Genomic DNA, 26,040 nt, shown 5'->3' with positions numbered 1-26,040 from the left:
GAGCGTGCACACCCGTGTTCGACACCCTCTCCGATCGGCTCACGTCCGCCCTGCAGACCCTGTCTCGCAAGGGCAGGCTCTCCGACGCCGACATCGACGCCACCGCGCGCGAGATCCGTATCGCGCTGCTCGAGGCGGATGTCGCGCTGTCGGTGGTCAAGGACTTCATCGCCCGGATCAAGGAGCGCGCCAAGGGTGCCGAGGTACACGGCGCGCTGAACCCGGCGCAGCAGGTCATCAAGATCGTCAACGAGGAACTCGTCACCATTCTCGGCGGCGAGACCAGGCGGCTCACGTTCGCGAAGAACCCGCCGACGGTCATCATGCTCGCGGGTCTGCAGGGTGCCGGTAAGACGACGCTCGCGGGCAAGCTCGCGATGTGGCTGAAGAAGCAGGGCCACGCGCCGATGCTGGTCGCGTGCGACCTCCAGCGCCCCAACGCGGTCACGCAGCTGCAGGTCGTCGGCGAGCGGGCAGGCGTCGCGGTCTTCGCGCCCGAGCCCGGGAACGGCGTCGGCGACCCGGTCGACGTCGCCCGTCGCGCCATCGACGAGGCCAAGCGCGCCCAGCACGACATCGTCCTGGTCGACACCGCCGGCCGTCTCGGCGTCGACGAAGAGCTGATGAAGCAGGCCGCGGACATCCGCGACGCCGTTTCGCCGGACGAGACGCTGTTCGTCGTCGACGCGATGATCGGTCAGGACGCGGTCACCACGGCCGAGGCGTTCCGCGACGGCGTCGGCTTCACCGGTGTCGTGCTCACCAAGCTCGACGGTGACGCCCGCGGTGGTGCCGCGCTGTCGGTTCGCCAGGTCACCGGCCAGCCGATCCTGTTCGCCTCCAATGGTGAGAAGCTCGAGGACTTCGACCTCTTCCACCCGGACCGGATGGCCAGCCGGATCCTCGGCATGGGCGACGTGCTCAGCCTCATCGAGCAGGCCGAGCAGCACTTCGACCAGGAGAAGGCCGAGCAGACCGCGGCCAAGCTCGGCAGCGGCCAGCTCACCCTCGAAGACTTCCTCGAGCAGATGCTCGCGGTCCGCAAGATGGGCCCGATCGGCAACCTGCTCGGCATGCTGCCCGGCGCCGGGCAGATGAAGGACCAGCTAGCGCAGGTCGACGACAAGCAGCTCGACAAGCTGCAGGCGATCATCCGCGGCATGACCCCCGCCGAGCGCGCCGACCCGAAGATCATCAACGCCTCGCGCCGCGTGCGGATCTCGAAGGGGTCCGGTGTCGCCGTCCGCGACGTCAACGACCTGGTCAACCGGTTCTTCGAAGCGCGCAAGATGATGGCGCAGATGGCGGGCCGCTTCGGCTTCGGCGGCGGAGGCGGCGGCAGCAAGAACCGCAAGGGCAAGAAGGGGAAGAAGGGCAAGGGGCGCGGCCCGACGCAGCCCAAGGTCCGCGGCGGCTTCCCCGGCGGTATGCCGATGCTGCCCCCTGGCGGGATGCCCGGCGCCGGCGGCGGGATGCCCGACCTTTCGCAGCTCGGCGGCATGAACGACGTACCCGGGTTCGACCCGAAGAAGTTCAAGCTGCCGAAGGACAAGTAGCTCGTGGAGACGCTGCACCTGGCAGGCGTCGTCCTGCCCGATGGCGAGCACCGCGAGCTGTGGGTCACCGGCGGCCGGATCACCACCGAGCCGGTCGCGGGAGCGGAAACCGTTGTCCGGGAAGGCTTTCTCGTCCCTGGGCTGGTCGACGCGCACTGCCATCCCGGGATCGGGGTCGGCGGCGCGACCACGCTGGAAGAGGCCACCGAACAGGCGATCACCGACCGCGACGCCGGCACGCTGCTGATCCGCGACTGCGGGCTGCCGATCGACGTCCGGCCGTTGCAGGAGCGGGCCGATCTGCCGCGGATCATCCGGGCCGGACGGCATCTCGCCCTGCGCAAGCGCTACATCCCCGGCCTCGGTATCGAACTCGAAGACCCCGCCGAACTGCCGAAGGCGGTCGCCGAACAGGCCCGCGACGGCGACGGCTGGGTCAAACTCGTCGGCGACTGGATCGACCGGGGCGTCGGCGATCTCGCGCCGCTGTGGCCCGACGACGTCCTCGCCGAAGCCATCGCCGTCGCGCACGCCGAGGGCGCCAAGGTGACGGCGCACGTGTTCGGCCAGGCCGCGTTGCCCGGCCTGATCGACGCGGGGATCGACTGCCTCGAACACGGCACGGAACTCTCGGCGGATCAGCTGGGTGTCCTCGCCGAACGCGGCATCGCGCTCGTGCCGACCCTGATCAACATCGAGAACTTCCCTGGTATCGCGGACAAGGCGGGCAAGTACCCGGTGTACGCCGACCACATGCGGGCGCTGCACGCCGGTGTGGGGGAGATGGTCTCGACGGCGATCGAGGCCGGTGTCCAGGTCTACGCCGGAAGCGACGCGGGCGGCATGGTCGAGCACGGCAGGCTCGTCGACGAGATCGAGGCACTGCACAAGGCGGGCATGTCCGCGGAGCAGGCGCTCGCTTCGGCTTCGTGGGCGGCGCGCGAATGGCTGGGCGTACCGGGAATCGTCGATGGCGCTTCGGCCGATCTGCTCGTCTACCCGTCCGATCCGCGTGAGGATCTCGCGGTACTCCGCCATCCGAGCCATATCGTCCTGCGTGGCAAGATCTACGCCTGACCCGACTCCACCGGTGACCGGAGCGGCACTTAGCGTGGAGGCGTGGTGGACGACGGGCAGGCTCGCGAGCGTCTGGTGCTCGGAGCGCACTGGGGCTTCGTAGCGTTCTTCGCGGGCATCGCCGGATACCACCTCGTCACGCTCGTCATGAGCTTCGTGATGTCAGGCCGCTTCGGCGGCTACGACCCACTCGAACTCCGTGACGTCGGCCCGCTGTTGATCCTCGCGTTCCTGCCGACCCTCGTGCTCGGCCTCGGTCCCGCGGTCGGTTCACGAGTCTGGGGGCAGGGGCTCCGCACGGACTTCGGCCTCAAGCCCACCTGGCGCGACGTCCGGATCGGGCTCGCCTGCGGAGCGGCCGCGCTCGCCGCCGGCTACCTCCTCAACCTGCTCCTGCTCGCCGTCTACGGGACCGACAGCGACGACAGGACCTTCTCCGACGTCTCGCCCGGCCCCCCGATCACCGAGCTCTCCGGCACCACCGACGGCGACACCGTCTGGCTGGTGCTCGCCGCGGTCATCGTCGTCCTCGCCGCTCCGGTCACCGAAGAACTGCTCTTCCGCGGCACCCTGTGGAACGCGATGGGCTTCCATCGCCTGCCCTCGTGGGTGATCCTCCTGGTCACCGCGCTGGTTTTCGCCCAGCTGCACGGGGAAGCCGCGCGCACGATCGCGCTGTTCGGCCAAGGCATCGCCATCGGCCTCGCCCGCTATCTCTCCGGCCGGGTGAGCGCGGCCGTGATCGCGCACGCGGCCAACAACCTCCCACCGGCTGTATTGCTCTTCGCGGCAAGGTGATCGCCGCTCCAGGCGGTTAGAGTCTTTGAGTAACCGAACGATCACCGGAGGATCGGCGTGACCGTATCTCAGCCCAGGGAGCCGATCCCCGAGGCCGCGCCGCCGGACGAACTCGCTGCCGGAGGTGAGGTGGCCGCGCTCGGCACGCCACCGTCGCATCGCTGGGGATTCGGGGCCTTCCTTCTGGTGGAAGCGGTCCTCCTGGCGTCGGCGGCGTTCATCAGCGTCCTGCTCGGAGACGTCCAGCCGGGTCAGCCCCTGCCGATGCGCATGGTGCTGCTGGGCACCATGGTGCCGACGATGATCGCCGCAGGGGTCGCCCTGCTGATCACCCGCCTGCGCGGCAACGGCCCGTTCATCGACCTGCGGATCGGCTGGAGCTGGGCCGACGTCAAAATCGGGCTCAAACTCGGCGTGCTCGGGCTCGGGTTCACCTCGCTCGCCGCCTACGTCTGGACGCAGGTCGTCGGCAACGAGAACGCGACCTCGGCGATCAGCGCGCTCGTGGAGGACCGGCGGATGTCGGTCTCGGCGGCCGTCGTCATGTTCATCTACCTGTGGCTGGTCGGGCCGATCTGCGAGGAGATCATCTACCGCGGCCTTCTCTGGGGCGCGGTGGAGCGGCTGACCTGGCGCACCGAACGCTGGGGGAGGATCGCGGCGTTCCTGGTCTCCACGGCCGTTTTCGCGGCGAGCCACCTCGAACCGCTGCGCACCACGCTGCTGCTGGTGATCGCGATCCCGATCGGGCTGGCCAGGGTGTTCACCGGGCGGCTGCTCGGCAGCGTGGTCGCCCATCAGGTGAACAACTTCCTCCCGGCCGTGACGATCCTGCTCGCCTCGCTCGGGATAGCCGCGTTCTGACAGCCGATCGGCGTCTGGCAGAATGTACGCTTGCCTGCTTTGGCCGGACCCTCTCACCGTGCCCGAGCCAACCCTTCGGGTGTGCGCGGCCGTTCCCCACTCGGCCGGCGTACGCCTTCCACCTGCATCAGAGAGAACTGAGGAGTACCCACACCCGTGGCCGTCAAGATCAAGCTGCAGCGTCTCGGCAAGATCCGTGCGCCGTACTACCGCATCATCGTCGCCGACGCGCGCACCCGCCGTGATGGCAAGGCCATCGAGACGATCGGCAAGTACCACCCGAAGGAAGAGCCCAGCTTCATCGAGGTCGACACCGAGCGCGCTCAGCACTGGCTGTCCGTCGGCGCCCAGCCGACCGAGCCGGTCCAGCGCATCCTCGAGATCACCGGTGACTGGCAGAAGTTCAAGGGCCTGCCGGGCGCCGAGGGCACCCTGAAGGTCGCCGAGCCGAAGCCGTCGAAGCAGGACCTGTTCAACGCCGCGCTCGCCGCCGCCGGTGACTCGGCCTCCGCCGAGGCCACCACGCCGAAGAAGAAGTCCGCCCCGAAGAAGGCCGAAGCCGACAAGGCCGAGGCCGCCGAGGGTGACAAGGCCGAGGCGTGAGCTTCCTCGCTGACTCCCTCGAGCACCTGGTGCGCGGGATCGTCGACAACCCGGACGAGGTCCGGGTCGAGCTGCTGACCACGCGTCGTGGCCGCACGCTCGAGGTGCACGTGCACCCCGACGATCTCGGCAAGGTGATCGGCCGGGGCGGTCGTACCGCGACCGCCCTGCGCACCGTCATGGGCGGCATCGGTGGCCGCGGCGTCCGCGTGGACGTCGTCGACACCGATCGCTGACCAAGGACACAACGGGATGGACGTCGTAGTAGGCCGGATCGCCAAGGCGCACGGAATCCGCGGGGAACTCGCGGTGGACGTGCGCACGGACTCGCCGGAACAGCGGTTCGCGGTCGGTTCGGCCGTCACGACGAAGCTGCGTGACGGCAGCAGCAGAAACCTCACCATCGCAGCCGCCCGCGAACACAGCGGGCGGCTGCTGGTGCGTTTCGAAGAGGTGCTGACCAGGGACGTCGCGGAGACCCTCCGCGGCGCGCTGCTGATCGCGGACACCTCGACGCTGCCGCCGACCGAAGACCCCGACGAGTTCTACGACCACGAACTCGAAGGCCTCCGGGCCGAACTCGCCGACGGCACGGTCGTAGGCAAGGTGCTCGAAATCGTGCATTCGCCCGCCGGCGAACTGCTGTCGATCGAGCACGACGGACGCGAGGTGCTGGTGCCGTTCGTGAAGGCGATCGTCCCGGCCGTCGACGTCCCGGGTGGCCGCGTCGTCCTCGACCCGCCGGAAGGCCTGCTGGACGCCTGATGCGCCTCGACGTAGTCACGATCTTCCCCGAATACCTCGACCCGCTCCGCGCCGCGCTGCTCGGGCGCGCGATCGACCGCGGCCTCATCGAGGTCGGCGTCCACGACCTGCGGAACTGGACGCACGACGTCCACCGCGCCGTCGACGACGCCCCGTACGGCGGCGGGCCCGGCATGGTGATGAAACCGCAGATCTGGGGCCCCGCCCTGGACGACGTCTGCGGCGAGAACACCCGCCTCGTGGTCCCGACCCCCGCCGGTCGGCCGTTCACCCAGGCCATGGCCCACCAGTACGCCGCGGAGGAGCACCTGGTGTTCGCGTGCGGCCGCTACGAGGGCATCGACCAGCGGGTGATCGACGACGCCGCGCGGCGGATGCCCGTCGACGAGGTCTCCATCGGCGACTACGTGCTGGTCGGCGGCGAGGCCGCGGTGCTGGTGATGGTCGAGGCGGTCGTCCGGCTGCTCCCCGGAGTGCTCGGCAACGCCCGCTCCGCCGAGGAGGACTCGTTCTCCGACGGCCTCCTCGAAGGCCCCAGCTACACCCGTCCGGAGGTCTGGCGCGAGCTGGCCGTACCGGAGGTCCTGCGCTCGGGAAACCACGCGCTGATCGACCGCTGGCGCCGCGACCAGGCGCTGGAACGCACCGTCCGGCGCAGGCCCGAACTGATCGGGCAACTGCCGGAAGGTAGTCTCGACAAGCACGATCTCCGGGTCCTCGAACGGTTGGACGAGGGCACCGGCCAGGCCGGGTCAACCACCTGAGACCTGGTCTGCAATACTTGACAGGTTGGCGTGAGTGGACGCGCGGCTTCACAGCCGGCGCCGTACACCGGAACGCCATCAGCCCCCGGGTAGGTCGCAGTGCCCGACACTGCGCGCCCAAGCTGCACGTAAGCCATACGAAGACGAGGACGGACCACCGATGAACACCCTGGACGCGCTGGACGCGCAGTCACTGCGTTCCGACATCCCGGACTTCCGACCGGGCGACACGCTCAAGGTTCACGTCCGCGTCATCGAGGGCAACCGCGAGCGCAACCAGATCTTCCAGGGCGTCGTGCTGCGTCGCCAGGGCGGCGGCATCCGCGAGACCTTCACGGTCCGCAAGGTGTCGTTCGGCATCGGCGTGGAGCGCACCTTCCCGGTGCACTCGCCGAACATCGCCGAGGTCGAGGTCTTCAAGCGCGGCGACGTCCGCCGGGCGAAGCTGTACTACCTCCGCGAGCTGCGCGGCAAGGCCGCCAAGATCAAGGAACGCCGCGAAAACCGCGAGACGACCTCCGCCAAGTAGGTAGCCACTCGGTTACAGGTAACCTGGCGTCGTGGTCGAACCCGTGTCCCAGAACACCTCCGAAGACGAGCCCGATCGCCCCGAAGAGGAGCGCCCCACCCGGGCCTCCCGGCGGGGCCGATCCGGTTCCAAGAAATTCGGCAAGGTCAACAAGAAGCGGTCGTTCTGGAAGGAACTGCCGATCCTGATCGTCGTCGCCCTCGTGCTGACGATCTTGATCCAGCAGTTCCTCGCCAAGGTCTACATGATCCCCTCGGGATCGATGGAGACCACCTTGCACGGCTGCTCGGGATGCACGGGCGACCGGATCCTGGTCGACCGGATCACGTACGACTTCACCGATCCCGGCCCGGGCGACGTGGTGGTCTTCAAGGGACCGCCCGCCTGGGTCGGCGAGATCGACACGCCGGAGTCCAGCAACATCTTCGTCACCGGATTCCGCACGCTGGGTTCCCTGATCGGCTTCGCGCCGCCGGACGAGCGTGACTTCGTCAAGCGGATCATCGCGGTCGGCGGCCAGACGGTCCAATGTTGCGACAACAACCGCGTCGTCGTCGACGGCAAGGCACTCGACGAGCCGTACGTTCACTGGGAAGAGGGCATGGCCCCCACCGAGCGGACGTTCGAGCCGGTCAAGGTGCCCGCCGGCTACGTCTGGGTGATGGGCGACAACCGCAACAACTCGAGCGACTCCCGTATCCAGGGTGGCGGCGGGGTCAACGGCGCCGTCCCGGTCGACAACATCATCGGCAAGGCACGGGTCATCGTGCTCCCGCCCGGCCGCTGGGGTGGCGTTTCGGACCACAACCCGCAGGCGAACGCTCAGCCGCTGGCGCTCGGCGCCCCGGCTTGGCAGCAGGGACTTCCCTTGGGAGTCGGTATCGCCGCGGCGTGGCCCGTGCTCTTCCTCGGCAGGCGGATGTCGGCAGGAGTGCGCAAGGCGGTCGACCGGAGGCGGTAAGGCCTTGAGAGTTCCTGTACCGCTCACACCGGCCGAGCCGCTTCGGCCGCCGCGGGCAGTGGTGCGCGGCGACCTCTTCTGGGGGTTGCAGGGTGCGCTGGACCGGCGGGGCCTCGGGCCCGTCGCCGGAGTCGACGAGGCAGGGCGCGGTGCTTGCGCCGGCCCGCTCGTCGTGGCCGCCTGCGTCCTGCGTCCAGGCGACGCCGCGCGCCTGCCCGAGCTCACCGACTCGAAAGTGCTCACGGCCAAGGCCCGCGACCGGGTGTACGACCGGGTCGTCCAGCGTGCCGTCGACTACTCGGTCATCGTCATCCCGGCGGCCGAGGTCGACCTGTTCGGCATCCACGTCATGAACCTCGAAGGCATGCGACGGGCCGTCTCGGCACTGCGGAACACGCCTGGCTACGTCCTGACCGACGGGTTCCGCGTGTCCGGGCTGCCCGCCCCGAGCGTCCCGGTGATCAAGGGCGACAAGGCCGTCGCGTGCGTGGCGGCGGCGTCCGTGCTGGCGAAGGTCACCCGCGACCGGATCATGGGCGACCTGCACGACGTCCACCCGCACTACGGTTTCGACGTGCACAAGGGATACAGCACCACCGACCACAGCGCGGCCCTGAACACTCACGGTCCGAGTCCGGTCCATCGCTGGTCGTACGCCAATGTGGCCACCGCGGCCGCCGCGCACCGGGTGCGGCCGCCTCACCCGGTCGTGCTGACCGTCGCGGCGCTGGAAAACCCGAGCGTGCCGATACGTGCCCTCGGCCCGTACGTGGGTAACAATGAACGCTCCGCCGCTGGAACAGCAGCAAAATCGCGAGGAGGGGCGCGGATTTCATGAGCGCAGAGGATCTCGAGAAGTACGAGACCGAGATGGAGCTCTCGCTTTACCGCGAGTATCGCGACATAGTCGGCCAGTTCTCGTACGTGGTGGAGACCGAGCGGCGGTTCTATCTGGCCAACGCCGTCGACGTGCAGGTGCGCGACGGCGGCGGTGAGGTGTACTTCGAGGTCCGCATGTCCGACGCGTGGGTCTGGGACATGTACCGGCCCGCCCGGTTCGTCAAGCACGTCCGGGTCATCACGTTCAAGGACGTCAACGTCGAGGAGCTCGACAAACCGGATCTCCGGCTGCCGGAAGACGGGCCGTTCTCCGGCTGAACCCCCAAGTACGTGAAGGCCCCCTTCACGGCGCCAGACGCCGTGAAGGGGGCCTTCACGTACTTGGGCGGTGCACATAGCACAGCCCACCGACGATTCCGGCCGACGACCTCCCACGGTGGCCGAACCATCCACAACACCCCAGTTGTCCACAGGCCGCGAAATCAGGTCTGTCCGCCACCCGCTCACCCTGGCAGCGTTGATCGCACACGCACTGTGACGATCGCTGAGGGGGATCGAGATGACGAGCACGGCCGAACAGCCGCCCGCCGGAGCACCACATATCGAACTGGGCCGTTGGGGCGAGGACCTCGCGGTCCGGCATCTGGAGAAGACAGGCTATGTCGTCCTGAGCCGCAACTGGCGTTGCCGTGACGGCGAGCTGGATCTCATCGCGACCGATACGAAACGCCTCGTCTTCTGTGAGGTGAAGACGAGGTCGGGGGTGGGCTTCGGTACTCCGGCCGAGGCGGTGACCCCGGAGAAGGCGGATCGCATCCGCCGTCTCGCGTACCAGTGGCAGCGCAAATTCATGCTCCGCTGGTGCCCGGTCCGCTACGACATCATCGCGATCGTCGCCAGGCCCGACGCCCTGCCCCAGGTGCGGCATATCAAGGCGGCGTTCTGAATGGCGCTGGCGAAGGCCTGGTCCGTCGCATTGCTCGGCGTCGACGGCAGGATGATCGAGATCGAAGCCGACATCGGCGGTGGATCGCCGAAGGTGACGATGGTCGGTCTTCCCGACACCGGGTTGAAAGAGGCCAAGGACAGGGTTCGTTCGGCCGTTCGCAATTCCGGGCGGACCTGGCCGGACGAGAGGGTGATCCTCGGCCTGTCGCCGGCGAATCTGCCGAAGGTGGGGTCGGGCTACGACCTGGGGATCGCGGCGGCGGTGCTGGCCGCCACCGGCTCGGTTCCCGCCACGAAGCTGCTGAACACCGTGCTGCTCGGTGAGCTCGCCCTCGACGGCCGGGTACGGGCGGTCCGCGGGGTCCTGCCGGGACTGTTGGCGGCGCGTAACGCCGGGTACCGGCGGGCTGTCGTCCCCGCCGAATCGCTGTTCGAAGCCGCTCTCGTGGACGGGCTGGAGGTCGGCGGGGTGGCGCGGCTGAGCGAATTCGTGGACTGGCTCAAGGGCGAAGGGGAGCTCACCCGCCCCGAGCCGTGTGCCCTCCAGCAGCCGCCGCAAGTACCCGACCTCGCCGACGTCGTCGGACAGCCGGAGGCGCGATGGGCACTGGAGGTGGCCGCGGCGGGCGGGCATCACCTGCTGATGACCGGCCCGCCCGGGGTGGGCAAGACGATGCTCGCGAAACGCCTTCCCGGTCTCCTGCCGCGGCTGACCGCCGAAGAGTCGTTGCAGGTGACGGCTGTGCATTCGATCGACGGTTCGCTCTCCCGGTCCGAGCCCTTGGTCACCGTGCCGCCGTTCGTCGCGCCGCATCATTCGATCAGCGTGCCCGCCCTGATCGGCGGTGGAAGCGGCCTGGCCGTGCCTGGCGCGATCAGCCGCGCGCACCGGGGAATCCTGTTCCTCGACGAAGTGTGCGAATTCGGCCCGGAGCGGCTGGAGTCGCTGCGCACGGTGCTCGAAGAGGGCGAAGTGCGGATCGCGAGGGTCAAGGGCGCCGTGCGGTACCCGGCACGGTTCCAGCTGGTGCTGGCGACCAACCCTTGCCCTTGTGCCCCGGCGAAGGACGCCGACTGCACCTGTTCGGCGACCGTGCGAAGGCGCTACTTGGGCAGGCTGTCCGGGCCCTTACTCGATCGGGTGGATTTACGGGTGCGGCTGCGCCCGCTGTCCGCGCTCAGCGCGCACCTGAGCGAGCCGCCCGAGGCGTCGGAGGCCGTCCGAGAGCGAGTGCTGGAGGCACGCGAGCGGGCCGGGAAACGCTGGGCGGAACAAGGCTGGCTCACGAACGCGGAAGTGCCCGGCCCCGCGCTGCGCCGGGAGTTCGCCCTGCCGGCGCAGGTCACAGCGCTGCTGGACCGCGCGTTGGAGAGGGGCGCGATCACCGCGCGCGGCGCCGATCGCTGCCTTCGCATCGCTTGGACGCTCGCCGATTTGAAGGGGGCCGACAAACCGGAGGGGGACCAGGTCGCGGCAGCACTGAACTTCCGGGAGAGGTCATCCGGATGAGTGAACTCGAAGCCGAACGCGTCGCGCGGTCGTATCTCTTGCGCGTGGCGGAGCCGCCGGCACCCGCCTTGGCCGATTTCGTCGGTGAACTAGGCCCCGTTGCCGCCGCGGAGCGAGTGCGGCGTGCCGAGTGCCCGCCGAAGGTGCGCGACGAGACTGCCGCGCGGCGAGCGCACGACTACGCCGAGCGGGATCTGGACCGCGCGGCGGCCGCCGAGACCAGGCTCGTCATCCCGGAAGACGCCGAATGGCCGGCCTGGCCGTTGCTTTCGCTGGCCGTGGCCCAGCGCAGAGGCGTTTCCGGTGTGGCACCTCCGCTGGCACTGTGGGTCCGCGGCCCGGCGAAGCTCGACGAGGCCGTCGACCAGGCGATCGCGATCGTCGGCGCCCGCGCGGCGACCGGGTACGGCGAGCACAACGCGGCCGAAGTGGGCTATCACCTCGCGAGCCGGGGGATCCCGGTGTTCTCGGGGGCGGCGTACGGCATCGACGGAGCTGCCCACCGGGGCGCGTTGAGCGCCGACGGGACGACGGTCGCCTTGCTCGGCTGTGGGGTCGACGTCAGTTATCCGGCGCAGCACGCGACCCTGCTGCGCACCATCGCGAAGGCCGGCGCGCTGGTCAGCGAGTACCCGCCGGGCACCACGCCCGCGAGGCATCGGTTCCTCGTACGGAACAGGCTCATCGCGGCCCTCACGGAAGGGACCGTCGTGGTCGAGGCGGGCAGGCGCAGCGGCGCGCGGAACACCGCGGGGACGGCCGGGGCCCTCGGCAAGGTCGTGATGGCCATGCCGGGACCGGTGTCGTCGGGGATGTCCGCGGGCTGTCACGCGCTGATCCGCGAAGGCGAGGCCACGCTGGTGACCTCGGTCGACGAGATCCTCGAAACCGCCGGACGGTTCGGCGCGCCGGGAGCGGATCCGTCGAAACCGCGTCGCCGCACCGATCGGCTCGGCCCGGAGGCCTCGCGAGTGCACGACGCCCTGTCCGACCGGTCCGCGAGACCGGAGGAACGGATCGCCGCCGAGTCCGGCATCCCGGTCGAGCGCGTGCGCTCCCTGCTGCCCGAACTGGAACTCGACGGCTTCGCGGAAAGGAGTGACGCAGGGTGGCGAAGACGGGCCGCCAAGACCTGACTGGCCTACACCTGCGACGCCATCCCGGCACGATCCGACCACGGACACCGCAACAGGGTGCGGCGATACTTGACCATCCGTCGTACATCGCGCAGCGTGATCGGCATGCCGTCGACCGAAGGTCCCCACGGCACGGGGAAACGCGCCCGCAGACCCGATCTGCGTGCCGCCCGTGCCGCGCTGCCGGAGCCCGTCCGGAAGCTGATCGACGACTACGAGCGGCATCTTTCCCTGGAACGCGGGCTGTCCGCGCACACGGTGCGTGCCTACCTCGGCGACGTGGTGTCGCTGCTGGGTTTCGTGGACGGGAACGGTGGCCGGTTCGAGGATCTCGACATCGGGACACTGCGCGGCTGGCTCGCCCGGCAACGCGAGGAGGGGGCGAGCCGCACGACACTGGCGCGACGAGCGGCGGCGGCCCGCACCTTCACCGCGTGGGCCCATCGAGGCGGGGCGCTCGCATCGGATCCAGGGGGACGGCTGGTGGCGCCACGCGCGCACCGCAAGCTTCCCGGGGTCCTCCGCGCGGAGCAGGCCGGCGACGTCATGCGCTTCTCAGCCGCCGGTGCCGAACAGCGCGACCCGGTGGCTTTGAGGGACAGTGCCATCGTGGAACTGCTCTACGCGACCGGTGTGCGGGTCTCGGAACTGTGCGGGCTGGATGTGGGCGACGTCGACTTCGCCCGCCGGGTCGTGCTCGTGCTGGGCAAGGGCGGCAAGGAACGTGTCGTGCCGTTCGGTGTCCCCGCCGAAGCGGCTTTGCGGGCCTGGCTGGACGAGGGCCGGGGAAAGCTCGCCGTCGAAACGAAGGAGCCGGCGAAAGCGGCGCTCTTCCTGGGGGCACGGGGAGGCAGGCTCGACCCGCGGGCGGCCCGCCGCGTCGTCCACGACGCCGTCGGTTCGGTGCCGGGCGCGAACGACATGGGGCCGCACGGCCTGAGGCATTCCGCGGCCACCCATCTGCTCGAAGGCGGCGCTGATCTTCGAAGCGTTCAGGAACTGCTTGGTCACGCTACGCTGGCTACAACGCAGCTCTACACTCATGTGACCGTCGATCGGCTGAAGGCGATCCACGACCGCGCGCACCCCCGGGCCCGATGATGCCGGGGAGAACTCGGCAGGTGACCCGGCGGCCCGAACCGGCGGCGCACGCGCATCCGCACGAGCACGGAGACCACGCTGAGTCGCATGCTGAGAACGGCGGTCCGATGACCGCCGACCCACATGTCACCGAAGCCGCCGGGAAACAACGTCCCGGCGGGGACGGTCCTGCCGTCGCGCCCGAAGCGCGGTCCGGCTACGAGGTGGACGCCGGGATCCAGGCGCTGTGGCGGGAGTTCACCGAGTCTCCGGACCAGATCGTGCGCGACAGGCTCGTGCTGCACTACGCCCCACTCGTCAAGTACGTCGCGGGCCGGGTCGGCACCGGGCTGCCGACCCACGTCGACGTCGGTGACCTGATCCAGTCCGGGATCTTCGGCCTGGTCGACGCGATCGAGAAGTTCGAACCCGCGAGGGGCCTGCGGTTCGAGACCTACGCGATGCAGCGCATCCGGGGCGCGATCCTCGACGATCTCCGTTCGCAGGACTGGGTCCCCAGGGCGGTCCGGAGCAAGGCCCGCGAGGCCGAGCGCGCACTGGAACGCCTCGGCGCCCGGCTGAACCGCACACCGACCGACGCCGAACTCGCGGCCGAGCTCGAAATCAGCGTCGACGACCTGCGCGAGTTCTACGGGCAGTTGCAGCTGACCAGCGTCATCGCCCTGGAAGACCTCGTCGCCGCGGGCAAGGACAGCGGCTCGCTCGTCGACACCCTGCCCGACGACGGCGCGGTCGACCCGGTGGCCGTCCTGGTCGACCAGGACAACCGGCGCCAGCTGGCACAGGCGATCGCGCAGCTGACCGAACGCGACCGGATCGTGGTCGGTCTCTACTACTTCGAGAGCCTGACGCTCGCCGAGATCGGCAAGGTCCTCGGCGTCACCGAGTCACGGGTCAGCCAGCTGCACACCCGCGCCGTCATGCGGCTGCGCGCCAAACTCGTCGAGCAGGCCTGACCGGCCGATCCCGCGACCACGAGCCGACTCGCCCGACCCAACCCGCGCCGGGTCGCCTTCGCGTGTTCGCTCCCCAATCACGCATGATCGCCCTCCAATCACGTGTGATCGCTCCCCAATCACGTGTGTTCGCGCTCCAAACACGTGTGTCCGTTGCTTGGACACGCGAAGCGCCGCCATCTGCCGAAACAGGTGGTACGAAAATGTTCAGTCCCCTTCCCACGGTTTGAGGCGGATCTCGGATGGCTCTCCGATCAGCGCGAGCGGATCGACGTACTCCTCGCCCCGCCGGACGCCGAAATGCAGGCACGCCGGCTCCGGGCAGCCCGGGTGTCCCGCCGCGAGGGTGCCGAGGACCTGACCCCGGTAGACCTGGTCACCCATGGTGACCGTCGGCGCCATCGGTTCGTAGGTGGTGCGCAGTCCGCCTTCGTGGTCGATCGACACCACTCCGCGGCCCGCCACCTGCCCGGCGAACATCACCACTCCTTCGGCGGCCGCGAGCACGTTCGCACCCGGCGCCGCCGCCAGGTCGACGCCTCGATGACCGGGGCCGTACGGAGTCGAGGGCGGCTCGAAGTACCTGGTGACGCTCGGTGCCGGGGAGAGCGGCCAAGAGAGGCGTCCTTGCGGGAACGGCGCGCCTCTGGCCGTGCCCGGCATCGCCGCCGACGCGAAGATCGCGAGCACGGTCGCGAGGATCGCGAGGCGGGGAAGGCGTCGCGGGCGCCCAGGGCGGCGGTGCCTGCCGCCGGCGCGGTCGAGCGCGAAGGAATGCCTGGTGACAGGGCGGGAACAGGTCGTCATGGTCATGTGTTCCAGCGTGGGGGACCGGCGTGGCGTGCGGGGCGCGCCGGGGGAATCTGTGGATAAGCGGGGCGGTTGTGGACAACCCCTCTCATCAGGGACTGCCGGTGCGGTACCCGGTGGCGACAGGGAGTAGACTCTTTTGCGCGGTCCGCGGCAGCGGACTGACTTCGCGTGCACGTGCGCGCTCCCGATGGCCGATCTCCTCACGGAGGGTCAGGACAGCCGGGGGCACACGGCCCGGCGGTCCCTGAAGTCACTTCGCTCCAGGGTCCGGGCCCGAGCATCGGCACCAGGGCGATCGGCCACCCGGCCGAGAGCGACGAACCGAGCAAGCGCGTTCCGGCGGAGCCGGGCGCGCACGACACAGAAGAGGTTGATTCCGGCAATGGCCGTCGTCACCATGAAGCAGCTGCTCGACAGCGGCGTCCACTTCGGGCACCAGACCCGTCGGTGGAACCCGAAGATGAAGCGCTACATCTTCACCGAGCGCAACGGCATCTACATCATCGACCTGCAGCAGACGCTGACGTACATCGACCGTGCGTACGAGTTCATCAAGGAAACCGTCGCGCACGGCGGCACCATCATGTTCGTCGGCACGAAGAAGCAGGCTCAGGAAGCCATCGCCTCCGAGGCCTCGCGCGTGGGCATGCCCTACGTGAACCAGCGCTGGCTCGGCGGCATGCTGACCAACTTCCAGACGGTGCACAAGCGTCTTCTCCGCCTGAAGGAGCTCGAGTCGCAGGAGCAGACCGGTGGTTTCGCCGGCCTGACCAAGCGCGAGATCCTCACGCTCACCCGTGAGAAGGACAAGCTCGAGAAGACCCTCGGCGGTATCCGCGACATGGCCAAGGTGCCGAGCATCGTGTGGATCGTCGACACGAAGAAGGAGCACATCGCCGTCGGCGAGGCTCGCAAGCTGAACATCCCGGTCGTCGCGATCCTGGACACCAACTGCGACCCGGACGAGGTCGACTACCCGATCCCGGGTAACGACGACGCGATCCGTTCGGCCGCGCTGCTGACCAAGGTCGTGGCCGAGGCCGCCGCCGCCGGTCTGATGGCCCGCTCCAGCCGCAACGGTTCCTCCGCCGACGCCAAGCCCGAGGCCGGCGTCGCCACGGACGAGCCGCTGGCCGAGTGGGAGAAGGAGCTGCTCGCCGGCTCCGAGACCGCCGCCGCGGACGCCAAGGAAGCCGCCGCCGCGACCGAGGCCCCCACCGAGGCCCCGGCCGAGCAGGCCACCGCCTCCTCCTGATCCACCCGCTCGTGGGGCCGCCTCCGGGCGGCCCCACGAGTTACTTCCCCAAAAGACTTTCTCGTACCTGAAAAAGGACGGACACACCCACGATGGCGAACTACACCGCCGCAGACGTGAAGCGTCTCCGGGAGCTGACCGGCTCCGGCATGATGAACTGCAAGAAGGCGCTGGAGGAGAACGACGGCGACTTCGACAAGGCCGTCGAGTTCCTGCGCATCAAGGGCGCCAAGGACGTCGGCAAGCGCGCCGAGCGCGCCACCGCCGAGGGCCTCGTCGCCGGTGACGGCGGCGTGCTGATCGAGCTCGACTCCGAGACCGACTTCGTCGCGAAGAACGAGGACTTCCAGGCCCTCGCCGCGAAGATCGTCGAGGTCGCGAAGGCCGAGAAGACCAGCGACGTCGAGAAGCTGAAGGCCGCTTCGCTCGATGGCAAGACCGTCGACGAGCAGGTCCAGGAGCTGGCCGCCCGTATCGGTGAGAAGCTCGAGCTGCGCCGTGTCGCCGCTTACGAGGGCACCACCACCACGTACCTGCACCGTCGCGGTGCGGACCTCCCGCCCGCCGTCGGCGTGCTCATCGAGTACACCGGTGAGGGCGAGGCCGCCGCCGAGGCCGCTCGTGGCGCCGCCATGCAGGTCGCCGCGCTCAAGGCGAAGTACCTCACCCGCGAAGAGGTCCCGGCCGAGATCGTCGAGAACGAGCGTCGCGTCGCCGAGGCCACCGCCCGCGAAGAGGGCAAGCCGGAGCAGGCCATGCCCAAGATCATCGAGGGCAAGGTCAACGCCTACTACAAGGACAACGTCCTGCTCGAGCAGCCGTCGGTCAAGGACAACAAGAAGACCGTCAAGGCCCTGCTCGACGAGGCCGGCGTGGCCGTGAGCCGGTTCGCCCGGTTCGAGGTCGGCCAGGCCTGATCCAGGCGCGGAACACAAGAATCACCACTGTGCCCCGTCTCCGTCCATCGGGGACGGGGCACAGTCGGGTTTCAGAGCATTAGGGAGGGCGACATGGGTGTCCGGATCGAAGGCGGATACCGGCGGGTGCTGCTGAAACTGGGCGGCGAGATGTTCGGCGGCGGTTCCATCGGGGTTGATCCGGATGTGGTGCACTCGGTCGCCCAGCAGATCGCCGACGTCGCGCGGACGGGCGTGCAGATCGCCGTCGTGATCGGCGGGGGCAACTACTTCCGCGGCGCGGAACTGTCGCAGCGCGGCATGGACCGTGACCGCGCGGACTACATGGCGATGCTCGGCACCGTCATGAACTGCCTGGCGTTGCAGGACTTCCTGGAGAAGGAGGGCCTGCCCACCCGGGTGCAGACCGCCATCACCATGGGGCAGGTCGCCGAGCCGTACATCCCGCGCCGCGCCGAGCGTCACCTGGAGAAGGGGCGCGTCGTCATCTTCGGCGCCGGGGTCGGCATGCCGTACTTCTCGACGGACACCGCCGCCGCGCAGCGCGCGCTCGAACTCGGCTGCGAAGCCGTCTTGATGGCGAAGGCCGTCGACGGCGTCTACACCGCGGACCCGAAGAGCGACCCGACCGCCGAGATGTTCCACGAGATCACCCACCGCGAGGTGCTCGAACGGGACCTCAAGGTCGCCGACGCCACCGCGTTCAGCCTGTGCATGGACAACAACATGCCGATCATCGTGTTCAATCTGCTCACCGAGGGGAACATCGCCCGTGCGGTCGGCGGTGAAAGGATCGGCACCCTGGTCGACACCCCCGCCGACGGGGTGCCCGCGTAGTCCTGCTCTGATCTCCGTAATCGGTACGCATACACAACAACGGGAGTTGCCGTGATCGACGAGACCCTCCTCGACGCCGAGGAGAAGATGGAAAAAGCGGTGTCCGTCGCCAAGGAGGACCTGTCGTCGGTACGCACCGGCCGGGCCCACCCCGGGATGTTCTCGCGCGTTGTCGTCGATTACTACGGCGCGCCGACCCCGCTGAACCAGCTGGCGGGGGTCAACATCCCCGAGGCTCGGATGGCGTTGATCAAGCCTTACGACCAGACCTCGCTCAACGCCATCGAGAAGGCGATCCGCGAGTCGGACCTCGGCGTCAACCCGAGCAACGACGGCAACGTGATCCGCATCGTCATCCCGCAGCTCACCGAAGAGCGCCGCAAGGAGATGGTGAAGGTCGCCAAGGCCAAGGGTGAGGACGCCCGCGTCTCGATCCGCAGCGTCCGCCGCAAGGCCAAGGAAGAACTCGACCGGATCAAGAAGGACGGCGAGGCGGGCGAGGACGAGGTCGTCCACGCCGAGAAGGAACTCCAGAACCTCACCGACACCTACACCCACAAGGTGGACGAGCTGGTGAAACACAAGGAAGCCGAGCTACTCGAGGTCTGATGAGCCAGGTGAGCGAGGAACGCGAGGACCGGGTGGAGAACCCGGAACCGGTTCCGGCCGAGAAGCCGGAACCGGCGAAGAAGGTTTCCCGCGCCGGCCGCAACCTGCCCGCCGCGATCGGGGTCGGGCTGCTGCTGGGCGCGGCGATCGTCACGTCCCTGCTCACCGTGCGCTTTCTGTTCATCGGCATCATCGCGATCGCCATCGCGGTCGGCACGATCGAGCTGGCCGGGGCACTGAAGCGCGCGGCGGGCATCCGGATCGCGCTGGTCCCGGTGCTCGTCGGCGGTCAGGCGATGATCTGGCTCGCCTGGCCGTACGGCCGCGAAGGCGCGTTGACGGCGTTCGTGCTGACGGTGCTCGTCTGCCTGCTGTGGCGGTTGCCCGGCGGCGCGGACGGCTATCTGCGCGACATCAGCGCGTCGGTCTTCGCCGTCGCGTACATCCCGCTTTTCGGTGCTTTCGCCGCCATGCTCGTCCCCCCGGAGGACGGTGTGGGCCGGGTGCTGGCGTTCATGATCGGTGTCGTCGCCTCGGACACCGGTGGCTACATCGCCGGTGTGCTGGGCGGCAAGCATCCGATGGCGCCCTCCATCAGCCCGAAGAAGACCTGGGAAGGTTTCGCCGGTTCCCTCGTGGCCGGTGTGATCGCCGGCGCGCTGACCCTGAGCCTCCTGCTCGACGGCCACGCCTGGCAGGGTGTGCTGTTCGGCGCGGCGATCGTCTGCACGGCGACGCTGGGCGATCTCGTCGAGTCGCTGATCAAACGCGACCTCGGGGTCAAGGACATGGGGAACATGCTGCCGGGGCACGGTGGCTTGATGGACCGGCTCGACTCGTTGCTTCCTTCGGCCGTCGTCTCGTGGTTGCTGCTCTCGGCGTTCGTCCCCGTTTAGCCGAATCCGTGTGACAGGTCCGGCGCGCTGGGCCAAGGTCGGGATATGCGAACTCGACGGATGAGTAAGCGAATTCTGGCCATGGCATTGAGCGTTGTGACGCTCGGCGCCCTGACGACGACCGTGGCGGAGGCGGGCGAAAGCCCGGTCGTCCGCACGGATTCCGGCCCCGTTCGTGGCGTGAGCGTCGACGGATACCGGAGTTTCCAAGGCATTCCGTACGCCGCGCCGCCGGTCGGCGACCTGCGCTGGGCGCCGCCCCAGAGCCCCGAGGCGTGGTCCGCCGTGCGGGACGCGAGCAGACCAGGGCCTCGATGCGCGCAGAGTGCAGGGCTCGGTTCCGCGCCGAGCGACACCGAGGATTGCCTGTATCTCAACGTGATCAGCCCGGCCGGGCCGGCGCGCAAGCCGCGTCCGGTGATGGTGTGGGTGCATGGCGGCAGCTTCACCTCCGGAGCGGGCAGCGACTACGACTTCAAACGCATGGCCCTCGGCGGAGACGTCGTCGTGGTGACCGTGAACTACCGGCTGGGTGTGTTCGGCTTCTTCGGGCATCCGGAGCTCGGACGCGACTCGGGCGTCTTCGGCCTTCAAGACCAGCAGGCCGCGCTTCGCTGGGTGCAGCGCAACGCGCGCGCGTTCGGCGGAGATCCCTGGAATGTCACGCTGTTCGGCGAATCCGCCGGTGCGATGAGCGGCTGTGCTCAGCTGACTTCGCCGTCGGCGGCGGGGCTGTTCCAGCGCGCGATCATCCAGAGCGGTCCGTGCACCCTGACCTGGCCCGACGGCGGGTTCGCCCCCGGCGTACCCGCGGGTTCGCCGTACCTGCCCCGCGCGCAGGTCGAAGCGAGGGGTGCCGACGCGACGACGAAGCTCGGCTGCGCCGATGTCGCCTGTCTTCGGCGGCTTCCGGTCAAGGATCTCCTGACCCAGCCGTTTTCGACGCCCGCTTTCGGCACCGGGCTGTTGCCGGAGCATCCGGCCGAGGCGCTGAAGGCAGGCCACTTCGCCCGGGTGCCGGTGCTGACCGGGGTCACCAGGGACGAGGCGAGGCTCTTCGTCTCCTTGTTCCCCGGGCATCCGTTCACCGAGGAGCATTACCGGGAACTGCTGCGGACCGCGTTCGGGGAGAAGGCGCCGCTCGTCGCGGCGCGGTACTCGTCGGCGAAGCACGGCGGCCCGGCGATGGCGTTCGCGGACGCGATGACCGATCGGATCTGGGGTTGCCCGCAGGCGGGGACCGAGCGGTTGCTGCGTCAGCGCACGCGGACCTTCGGATACGAGTTCGCCGATCGGAACGCTCCGCCGCTTGTTCCCGCTCCTCCGGGAATGCGCCTCGGCGCCTCTCATGGCGCAGAATTGGCTTATCTGTCTGATTTAACCGGGTTTCCGGCTGAATTGACGCCTGCGCAGCGAGAGCTCGCGGCGCAAATGATCCGGTATTGGACCACGTTCGCGCGCACCGGTGATCCGAACGGCGAGGAACTGCCGAAGTGGCGTCTCTCGCCGCGGACGCAGTCGCTGGCGCCCGGCGTGATCGGTCCGGTCGACCTCACTGCCGTGCACGACTGCGGTTTCTGGGCGGGTCTCTGACGAAAGAGCCGGGGCGACGGTGTCGTCCCGGCTCTTCGGCTCAGTCGTCGTAAGGATCGTCGACTTCGGCGGTGCCCCAGCCCTCGACGGCCCGGGAATGGTCGATCACGGCGAACACCGAACCGTCCGGGTCGGCGAGGATCGCGACCCGGCCGTACGGGGTGTCGTAGGGCTGGACCACGACGGCGCCGCCGAGCATCAAGGCCTGCCCGGCGGTGGCGTCCGCGCCGCGAGCCGGGTCGAGGGCGAGGTAGACCATCCAGTGCGGGGGAGTGTCCGCCCGGTATTCCGAGCCCATCACGTACCGGTACAGCACCGGTTCGTGCTCGATGAGCCATTCGGCGTAGTCGAGCGACGCGCCGTCGCCGATCTGGTGGCTGGTGTAGTTGAAGAGGCGGCAGTAGAAGTGATCCGCCGCCGCGCCGTCGTGGGTGTTGAGATCCGCGCCGCTGAAGGTGTTCGGCACCCCTGTCGCGAACTCCCAGGTGGCAGGCGGCTCCCAGAAGACGACGTGCGCGCCGCACGCGTCGATGGCGTGCACGATGGTGCCGCGATGGGGGATCGCCATCGGTCCGAGCGTGACCCGGCCACCGAGACTGTCCACCCATTCGGCGGCGGTGGCCGCCTGGGACACCGAGATGTGGACGCTCCAGCCGGACGGTCCATCCGCGCCCGCGCGGTACAGACCACCGGTCGGGACGCCGTTCAGCGTCGCGATCGAATACCGGCCGGTCGGCGTCGCCGGATCACGCTGAACGGCGAACTCCCAGTCGAAAAGTCCGCCGTAGAAGGCTTGTGCGGCCGCTTCGTCTCTGCACGCGAGCTCGATCCAGCACGGGATTCCGGAAGGTATGACGGAAGTGTGGGCGGCCGAGCCAAGCGACATGCGGTTCTCCCTTGCCGGTGGGGAGTAAAGTCTAGTCGCTGACCGCATTGTTTCCGTCAAAGATTTCGACCCGGATACCCCGGAACCCGGCTCGGTGTCCCTTCGTTGGAGCTTCCGTGCGCTGGTTTCCCCGAGCCGTCTCCTCGTTCCGCCGCGGCGGCGACGAGGTACTGCCGAGCCCGAACATCTGGTATTACCAAAAGGCCTACGAGGTCGAGAACCGCGCGCAGGACGTCGACGACGAGATCTGGCGAGTGCTCGCCGGAGCCCTTGATTGGGCCGGGGCGGACGTCCTCGACATCGGCTGTGGTGACGGTTTCCACCTGCCGCGGTTCGCCGCGACGGCACGGTCGGTGGTCGGCGTCGAACCCCACGAGCCGCTCGTCCGTGACGCCCGGAACCGGGTGGAGCAGCTGGCGAACGTCGAGGTACGGCAAGGGCGTGCGCAGCGGCTTCCCTTGCCGGACGCGGCTTTCGACGTCGTCCACGCGCGCACCGCGTACTTCTTCGGCCCCGGGTGCGAGCCCGGTCTTCGTGAAGCGGAGCGGGTGCTGCGTCCGGGTGGGCTGATGATGATCGTGGATCTCGACGTGACGAGCGAGCCCTACGGCCGCTGGATGCGGCTGGATCTGCCGCATTACGACCCGCCCGGGGTCGAGAAGTTCTTCGCCCGTCAGGGATTCGACTGTCGCAAGGTGATGACGCGGTGGCTGTTCGAAGACGCCGCCGCGATGGAAGCGGTGCTGAAGATCGAGTTCAGCGCTCCGGTCGCGGCGAAGGCGATCGCGGAGGTCCGGCGCCTCAACGAGGTTTCGTCAGGTGCCGGGGATGAGCAGCTGACGCTGCCGGTGGGCTATCGCGTGCATACGCGCGCCAAGCCCACCGGCCTCATCGTGCCTGATCACTCCGTGTCCTCGGCGGATGCCTCGTCCGGGGTGGTGTCCTCGGCTTCGCCGAGGATGCCGTAGATCGTCCGGCGTGCTTCGTTGAGCACGTCGACGGTCCGGGCCTGCTGGCTCTCGCTGCCGGCGTGCATGACCTGCGCGACCGCCGCGGCCAGCGTCGCGCCCGCCTTGCGCAGGTTCACCTCGACCGGGTCGACGTCGTGGGCGATCTGCTCCCACGGCGGGACGGCGTCCTGCTGCTCGGCCGCGGCACGGCCGGATTCGGTGAGCTCGAACAGCTTCTTGCCGCTCTCGTCCTTGCTGATCACCAGGCCTTCGTCGGCCAGCATCTGCAGGGTCGGGTAGACCGAGCCGGGGCTCGGCTTCCAGAAGCCGCCGCTGCGTTCACCGATCTCGCGGATGATCTCGTACCCGTGCCTCGGCTGCTCGGAAAGCAGCGCCAGGATCGCGGCGCGGACGTCGCCGCGTTTGCCGCGCCGTCCGCCGGGGCCGCCGCGACGGCCGTGCCGGTGCCGGTGGCCCGGTCCGCCCGGCCCCGGGGGGAAGTCGCCGAAGCCGCCGCCGCGAGCCCAAGGCCCGAAGGCGGGTCGGCCGTGTTCTGGAGGGAAAGGTCGTCGTCGCATGATGTGAATCCTCTCTTCGTAATGTTCCGACCCGTTCACGATATATCGGAACCAGTCGTCTCGACAACCCTTTCGCTGTGAGTTGGGTCTCAGAGGCTTGTGTGGAAGCGGTGAACCGGGCCGGCCCGGGTGCGTCGGAGGTGGACATGGGACACTGGTTGGGCTATGACTGCCCTCCCTCTCGTCTTCGACGCGCCCAAGCGCGGCCTCCCGCCGCGCCACCTCGCCGACCTCACCGCCGCCGAGCGGGCCGCCGCCGTCGCCGAGCTGGGCGAGAAGCCGTTCCGCGCGAAACAGCTTTCGAACCACTACTTCTCGCGGCTGACGGTGGATCCGGAGGAGATGACCGACATCCCGGCGGCGTCGCGGGAGAAGCTCGTCGGCGACCTGATGCCGACGCTGCTCACCGAGATCAAGGCGCTCGCCTGCGACGACGGCACCACCCGCAAGACCTTGTGGCGCGCGCACGACGGGACGTTGCTGGAGAGCGTGCTGATGCGCTACCCGGACCGCGCGACCCTGTGCATCTCGAGCCAGGCAGGCTGCGGCATGGCGTGCCCGTTCTGTGCGACCGGGCAGGGCGGCCTCGACCGGAACCTCTCGACCGCGGAGATCGTCGACCAGGTCCGCTCGGCCGCCGCCGTGATGCGCGACGGACAGATGCCCGGCGGCGCCGGCCGTCTGTCGAACATCGTCTTCATGGGCATGGGCGAGCCGCTCGCGAACTACAAGCGGGTGGTGGCGGCGGTCCGGCGGATCACCGATCCCTCGCCGGAGGGGCTCGGTATCGGTCAGCGTTCGGTGACCGTGTCGACGGTGGGTCTCGCGCCGGCGATCCGGAAGCTGGCGGACGAGAAGATGCAGGTACGCCTGGCGGTTTCGCTGCACACGCCGGACGACGAACTGCGGGACACGCTGGTGCCGGTGAACGAGCGCTGGTCGGTGGACGAGGTCCTGTCCGCGGCCCGGTACTACGCGGACACTTCCGGTCGCCGCGTGTCGATCGAGTACGCGCTGATCCGGGACGTCAACGACCAGCCTTGGCGTGCCGAGCTGCTGGCGAAGCGGCTTCGTCAGCACCTGGGCCAGTTGGTGCACGTGAACGTGATCCCGCTGAACCCGACGCCGGGCAGCAAGTGGGACGCCTCGCCGAAGCCGGTGGAGCGGGAGTTCGTCCGGCTGGTGAACGCGGGCGGCGTGGCGTGCACGGTACGTGACACGCGTGGTCAGGAGATCGCGGCGGCGTGCGGTCAGCTCGCCGCCGAGAACTGACAGTTGCTTAGCGACTGCGAGATACCGACGTTACTCCGCGTAAAGAAGTACGCGGACTTTCTCGGTGACTACGGGTTTGGCCTTGATGAGGTGCTCGACGCCCTTGGGCGATTCGGTTGATCGTGGCGGCAGAAGTTTCGCTGCCCGGCGGGTGCGTCTACTTCTCGTGAACCAGAACTCCAGCTCGCGTGCTAGCATTGCATGCAATGACAGCATGGGAGGTGTTGGATGGCAAGCCTGACTATCCGCGATTTCGACGAGGGGCTGAAGGCGAAGCTGCGGGTCCGCGCTGCTGAACATGGCCGTTCGATGGAGGCGGAGGTACGTGAGATCCTGGCTTCCGCGCTTACCAAGCCGGCGTCGGGGCCTGGGATGGGGTCGAGGATCAGGCAGCGTTTTGACGGTGTGGACGAGCAGTCGTTCGAGTTCCCTCGAAGCGCGGAGCAAGCGCGAGCTGCGGAGCTCTTCGAGTGATCGTTCTCGACACCAACGTTGTGTCCGAGTTGATGAGGCAAGTTCCGGAAGACGCCGTGGTCCGTTGGGTCGACAGGTATCCCGCCGACGAGGTCTTCATCACCTCCGTAACGGCTGCCGAACTCGCATACGGGGTCGCTCGCCTGCCTGACGGCCGACGAAAAGCCGCACTCGCGACGAAGGTCTCGGAGTTGCTGACCGAGGACCTCCAAGATCAAATCTTGCCTTTTGACAGCGTGGCCGCCGGGTACTACGGCGAGATCGCGGCAGGACGAGAGGAGCAAGGCCTTCCGATCAGCATGGCCGATGCTCAGATCGCCGCTGTCTGTCGCCGCTTCGCGGCGTGTCTCGCGACACGCAACACCAAGGATTTTGTCGATACCGGGGTCGCGTTGCTCGATCCGTGGGGTGATTCGTAAGCCGGTGGTTGAGAAGACATAGGTGTGGTCAGGGCAGGTTGATGCTGGTCAACGCGGGCGGAGTAACGTGACACGCGTGGTCAGGAGATCGCGGCGGCGTGCGGTCAGCTCGCCGCCGAGAACTGAGTTTTCC

Annotated in this window: 30 protein-coding genes; 27 read left to right on the top strand and 3 right to left on the bottom strand. The window is 68.7% G+C overall.

From position 1 onward, the window contains the following. Positions 1-14: 14 nt before the first annotated feature. From ffh to ACIRGA_RS00835, 17 genes are all read left to right on the top strand, one after another. Positions 15-1,556, top strand: coding sequence for a signal recognition particle protein (ffh, locus tag ACIRGA_RS00915; RefSeq protein ID WP_125673195.1), 1,542 nt, complete (start codon positions 15-17; stop codon positions 1,554-1,556). A gap of 3 nt (positions 1,557-1,559) precedes the next feature. Further along, a complete protein-coding gene (locus tag ACIRGA_RS00910; RefSeq protein ID WP_400935324.1) occupies positions 1,560-2,633 on the top strand; it encodes an amidohydrolase family protein in 1,074 nt (357 codons plus the stop codon). 45 nt (positions 2,634-2,678) lie between these two features. After that, a complete protein-coding gene (locus tag ACIRGA_RS00905; RefSeq protein ID WP_400935670.1) occupies positions 2,679-3,431 on the top strand; it encodes a lysostaphin resistance A-like protein in 753 nt (250 codons plus the stop codon). A 57-nt stretch (positions 3,432-3,488) separates the two neighbouring features. Next, entirely contained in the window at positions 3,489-4,295 is an 807-nt protein-coding gene (locus tag ACIRGA_RS00900; RefSeq protein ID WP_400935322.1) for a lysostaphin resistance A-like protein, read from the top strand. Between the two features lie 156 nt (positions 4,296-4,451). Further along, positions 4,452-4,898: a 30S ribosomal protein S16 gene (gene rpsP, locus ACIRGA_RS00895; RefSeq protein WP_005154724.1), complete on the top strand. Its 447-nt coding sequence runs from the start codon at positions 4,452-4,454 to the stop codon at positions 4,896-4,898. After that, complete coding sequence (locus ACIRGA_RS00890; protein WP_003103110.1) at positions 4,895-5,134, top strand: RNA-binding protein; 240 nt, start codon at positions 4,895-4,897, stop codon at positions 5,132-5,134. Before rpsP ends, ACIRGA_RS00890 begins: the two co-directional genes overlap by 4 nt. A 16-nt stretch (positions 5,135-5,150) precedes the next feature. Further along, entirely contained in the window at positions 5,151-5,663 is a 513-nt protein-coding gene (gene rimM / locus ACIRGA_RS00885; protein WP_400935320.1) for a ribosome maturation factor RimM, read from the top strand. Beyond that, positions 5,663-6,427, top strand: a complete 765-nt coding sequence (trmD, locus tag ACIRGA_RS00880) for a tRNA (guanosine(37)-N1)-methyltransferase TrmD (RefSeq protein WP_400935317.1) — start codon at positions 5,663-5,665, stop codon at positions 6,425-6,427. The genes rimM and trmD overlap by 1 nt, the downstream gene beginning before the upstream one ends. Before the next feature lie 160 nt (positions 6,428-6,587). Next, positions 6,588-6,956, top strand: coding sequence for a 50S ribosomal protein L19 (rplS, locus tag ACIRGA_RS00875; protein ID WP_005154717.1), 369 nt, complete (start codon positions 6,588-6,590; stop codon positions 6,954-6,956). 31 nt (positions 6,957-6,987) lie between these two features. Then, positions 6,988-7,917 carry a signal peptidase I gene (gene lepB, locus ACIRGA_RS00870; RefSeq protein WP_038509871.1) on the top strand — a complete coding sequence of 310 codons (930 nt, stop codon included), beginning with the start codon at positions 6,988-6,990 and terminating at the stop codon, positions 7,915-7,917. Positions 7,918-7,975: 58 nt separating this feature from the next. Next, positions 7,976-8,755, top strand: a complete 780-nt coding sequence (locus tag ACIRGA_RS00865) for a ribonuclease HII (RefSeq protein ID WP_007032893.1) — start codon at positions 7,976-7,978, stop codon at positions 8,753-8,755. Then, positions 8,752-9,075, top strand: coding sequence for a DUF2469 domain-containing protein (locus ACIRGA_RS00860; RefSeq protein ID WP_003096226.1), 324 nt, complete (start codon positions 8,752-8,754; stop codon positions 9,073-9,075). The genes ACIRGA_RS00865 and ACIRGA_RS00860 overlap by 4 nt, the downstream gene beginning before the upstream one ends. A 241-nt stretch (positions 9,076-9,316) precedes the next feature. Next, complete coding sequence (locus ACIRGA_RS00855) at positions 9,317-9,703, top strand: YraN family protein (protein ID WP_400935315.1); 387 nt, start codon at positions 9,317-9,319, stop codon at positions 9,701-9,703. Then, positions 9,704-11,215 carry a YifB family Mg chelatase-like AAA ATPase gene (locus ACIRGA_RS00850; RefSeq protein WP_400935312.1) on the top strand — a complete coding sequence of 504 codons (1,512 nt, stop codon included), beginning with the start codon at positions 9,704-9,706 and terminating at the stop codon, positions 11,213-11,215. Then, positions 11,212-12,351 (top strand): DNA-processing protein DprA, encoded by a 1,140-nt coding sequence (gene dprA, locus ACIRGA_RS00845; protein ID WP_400935310.1) that lies wholly within the window; start codon positions 11,212-11,214, stop codon positions 12,349-12,351. The genes ACIRGA_RS00850 and dprA overlap by 4 nt, the downstream gene beginning before the upstream one ends. Positions 12,352-12,456: 105 nt before the next feature. After that, entirely contained in the window at positions 12,457-13,452 is a 996-nt protein-coding gene (locus ACIRGA_RS00840; RefSeq protein WP_400935307.1) for a tyrosine recombinase XerC, read from the top strand. Positions 13,453-13,559: 107 nt separating this feature from the next. Beyond that, entirely contained in the window at positions 13,560-14,408 is an 849-nt protein-coding gene (locus ACIRGA_RS00835; RefSeq protein WP_400935304.1) for a FliA/WhiG family RNA polymerase sigma factor, read from the top strand. A gap of 207 nt (positions 14,409-14,615) precedes the next feature. Here the strand turns inward: ACIRGA_RS00835 and ACIRGA_RS00830 are convergent, their stop codons facing one another. Further along, entirely contained in the window at positions 14,616-15,221 is a 606-nt protein-coding gene (locus tag ACIRGA_RS00830; RefSeq protein ID WP_400935301.1) for a murein hydrolase activator EnvC family protein, read from the bottom strand. A 382-nt stretch (positions 15,222-15,603) separates the two neighbouring features. Between ACIRGA_RS00830 and rpsB the strand changes: the two genes are divergently transcribed. The 6 genes from rpsB to ACIRGA_RS00800 all read left to right on the top strand — a co-directional run bounded on the left by rpsB (position 15,604) and on the right by ACIRGA_RS00800 (position 21,328). Beyond that, on the top strand, positions 15,604-16,476 hold the full coding sequence (gene rpsB, locus ACIRGA_RS00825; protein ID WP_400935299.1) for a 30S ribosomal protein S2: 873 nt from the start codon (positions 15,604-15,606) through the stop codon (positions 16,474-16,476). A 92-nt stretch (positions 16,477-16,568) separates the two neighbouring features. Continuing rightward, positions 16,569-17,393 (top strand): translation elongation factor Ts, encoded by an 825-nt coding sequence (gene tsf, locus ACIRGA_RS00820; RefSeq protein WP_093932956.1) that lies wholly within the window; start codon positions 16,569-16,571, stop codon positions 17,391-17,393. Positions 17,394-17,486: 93 nt separating this feature from the next. Next, positions 17,487-18,230 (top strand): UMP kinase, encoded by a 744-nt coding sequence (gene pyrH, locus ACIRGA_RS00815; protein ID WP_400935296.1) that lies wholly within the window; start codon positions 17,487-17,489, stop codon positions 18,228-18,230. A 51-nt stretch (positions 18,231-18,281) separates the two neighbouring features. Next, positions 18,282-18,839, top strand: a complete 558-nt coding sequence (frr, locus tag ACIRGA_RS00810; protein ID WP_061984457.1) for a ribosome recycling factor — start codon at positions 18,282-18,284, stop codon at positions 18,837-18,839. Next, positions 18,839-19,735 (top strand): phosphatidate cytidylyltransferase, encoded by an 897-nt coding sequence (locus ACIRGA_RS00805; protein ID WP_400935294.1) that lies wholly within the window; start codon positions 18,839-18,841, stop codon positions 19,733-19,735. The genes frr and ACIRGA_RS00805 overlap by 1 nt, the downstream gene beginning before the upstream one ends. Before the next feature lie 81 nt (positions 19,736-19,816). Further along, positions 19,817-21,328, top strand: a complete 1,512-nt coding sequence (locus tag ACIRGA_RS00800) for a carboxylesterase/lipase family protein (protein ID WP_400935291.1) — start codon at positions 19,817-19,819, stop codon at positions 21,326-21,328. A gap of 40 nt (positions 21,329-21,368) precedes the next feature. On the opposite strand, the gene ACIRGA_RS00795 is transcribed toward ACIRGA_RS00800, so the two are convergent. Beyond that, on the bottom strand, positions 21,369-22,214 hold the full coding sequence (locus ACIRGA_RS00795; protein ID WP_400935288.1) for a VOC family protein: 846 nt from the start codon (positions 22,212-22,214) through the stop codon (positions 21,369-21,371). Positions 22,215-22,330: 116 nt separating this feature from the next. Between ACIRGA_RS00795 and ACIRGA_RS00790 the strand changes: the two genes are divergently transcribed. Continuing rightward, on the top strand, positions 22,331-23,182 hold the full coding sequence (locus tag ACIRGA_RS00790) for a class I SAM-dependent methyltransferase (RefSeq protein ID WP_400935285.1): 852 nt from the start codon (positions 22,331-22,333) through the stop codon (positions 23,180-23,182). Here the strand turns inward: ACIRGA_RS00790 and ACIRGA_RS00785 are convergent. Next, entirely contained in the window at positions 23,116-23,742 is a 627-nt protein-coding gene (locus ACIRGA_RS00785; RefSeq protein ID WP_400935283.1) for a PadR family transcriptional regulator, read from the bottom strand. The two genes, ACIRGA_RS00790 and ACIRGA_RS00785, sit on opposite strands and share 67 nt — an antisense overlap. 165 nt (positions 23,743-23,907) lie before the next feature. Here ACIRGA_RS00785 and rlmN point away from each other — a divergent pair, with 165 nt between their 5' ends. From rlmN to ACIRGA_RS00770, 3 genes are all read left to right on the top strand, one after another. After that, on the top strand, positions 23,908-25,014 hold the full coding sequence (gene rlmN, locus ACIRGA_RS00780; RefSeq protein WP_400935280.1) for a 23S rRNA (adenine(2503)-C(2))-methyltransferase RlmN: 1,107 nt from the start codon (positions 23,908-23,910) through the stop codon (positions 25,012-25,014). 228 nt (positions 25,015-25,242) lie between these two features. Continuing rightward, positions 25,243-25,488 carry a FitA-like ribbon-helix-helix domain-containing protein gene (locus tag ACIRGA_RS00775; protein WP_400935277.1) on the top strand — a complete coding sequence of 82 codons (246 nt, stop codon included), beginning with the start codon at positions 25,243-25,245 and terminating at the stop codon, positions 25,486-25,488. Continuing rightward, a complete protein-coding gene (locus ACIRGA_RS00770) occupies positions 25,485-25,907 on the top strand; it encodes a type II toxin-antitoxin system VapC family toxin (protein ID WP_400935274.1) in 423 nt (140 codons plus the stop codon). The genes ACIRGA_RS00775 and ACIRGA_RS00770 overlap by 4 nt, the downstream gene beginning before the upstream one ends. The last annotated feature ends 133 nt before the right edge of the window (positions 25,908-26,040 follow it).

It is taken from the genome of Amycolatopsis sp. NPDC102389 (assembly GCF_044765885.1).
Classification (GTDB): Bacteria; Actinomycetota; Actinomycetes; order Mycobacteriales; family Pseudonocardiaceae; genus Amycolatopsis.
This window is presented reverse-complemented; position numbering and strand designations above follow the sequence as displayed.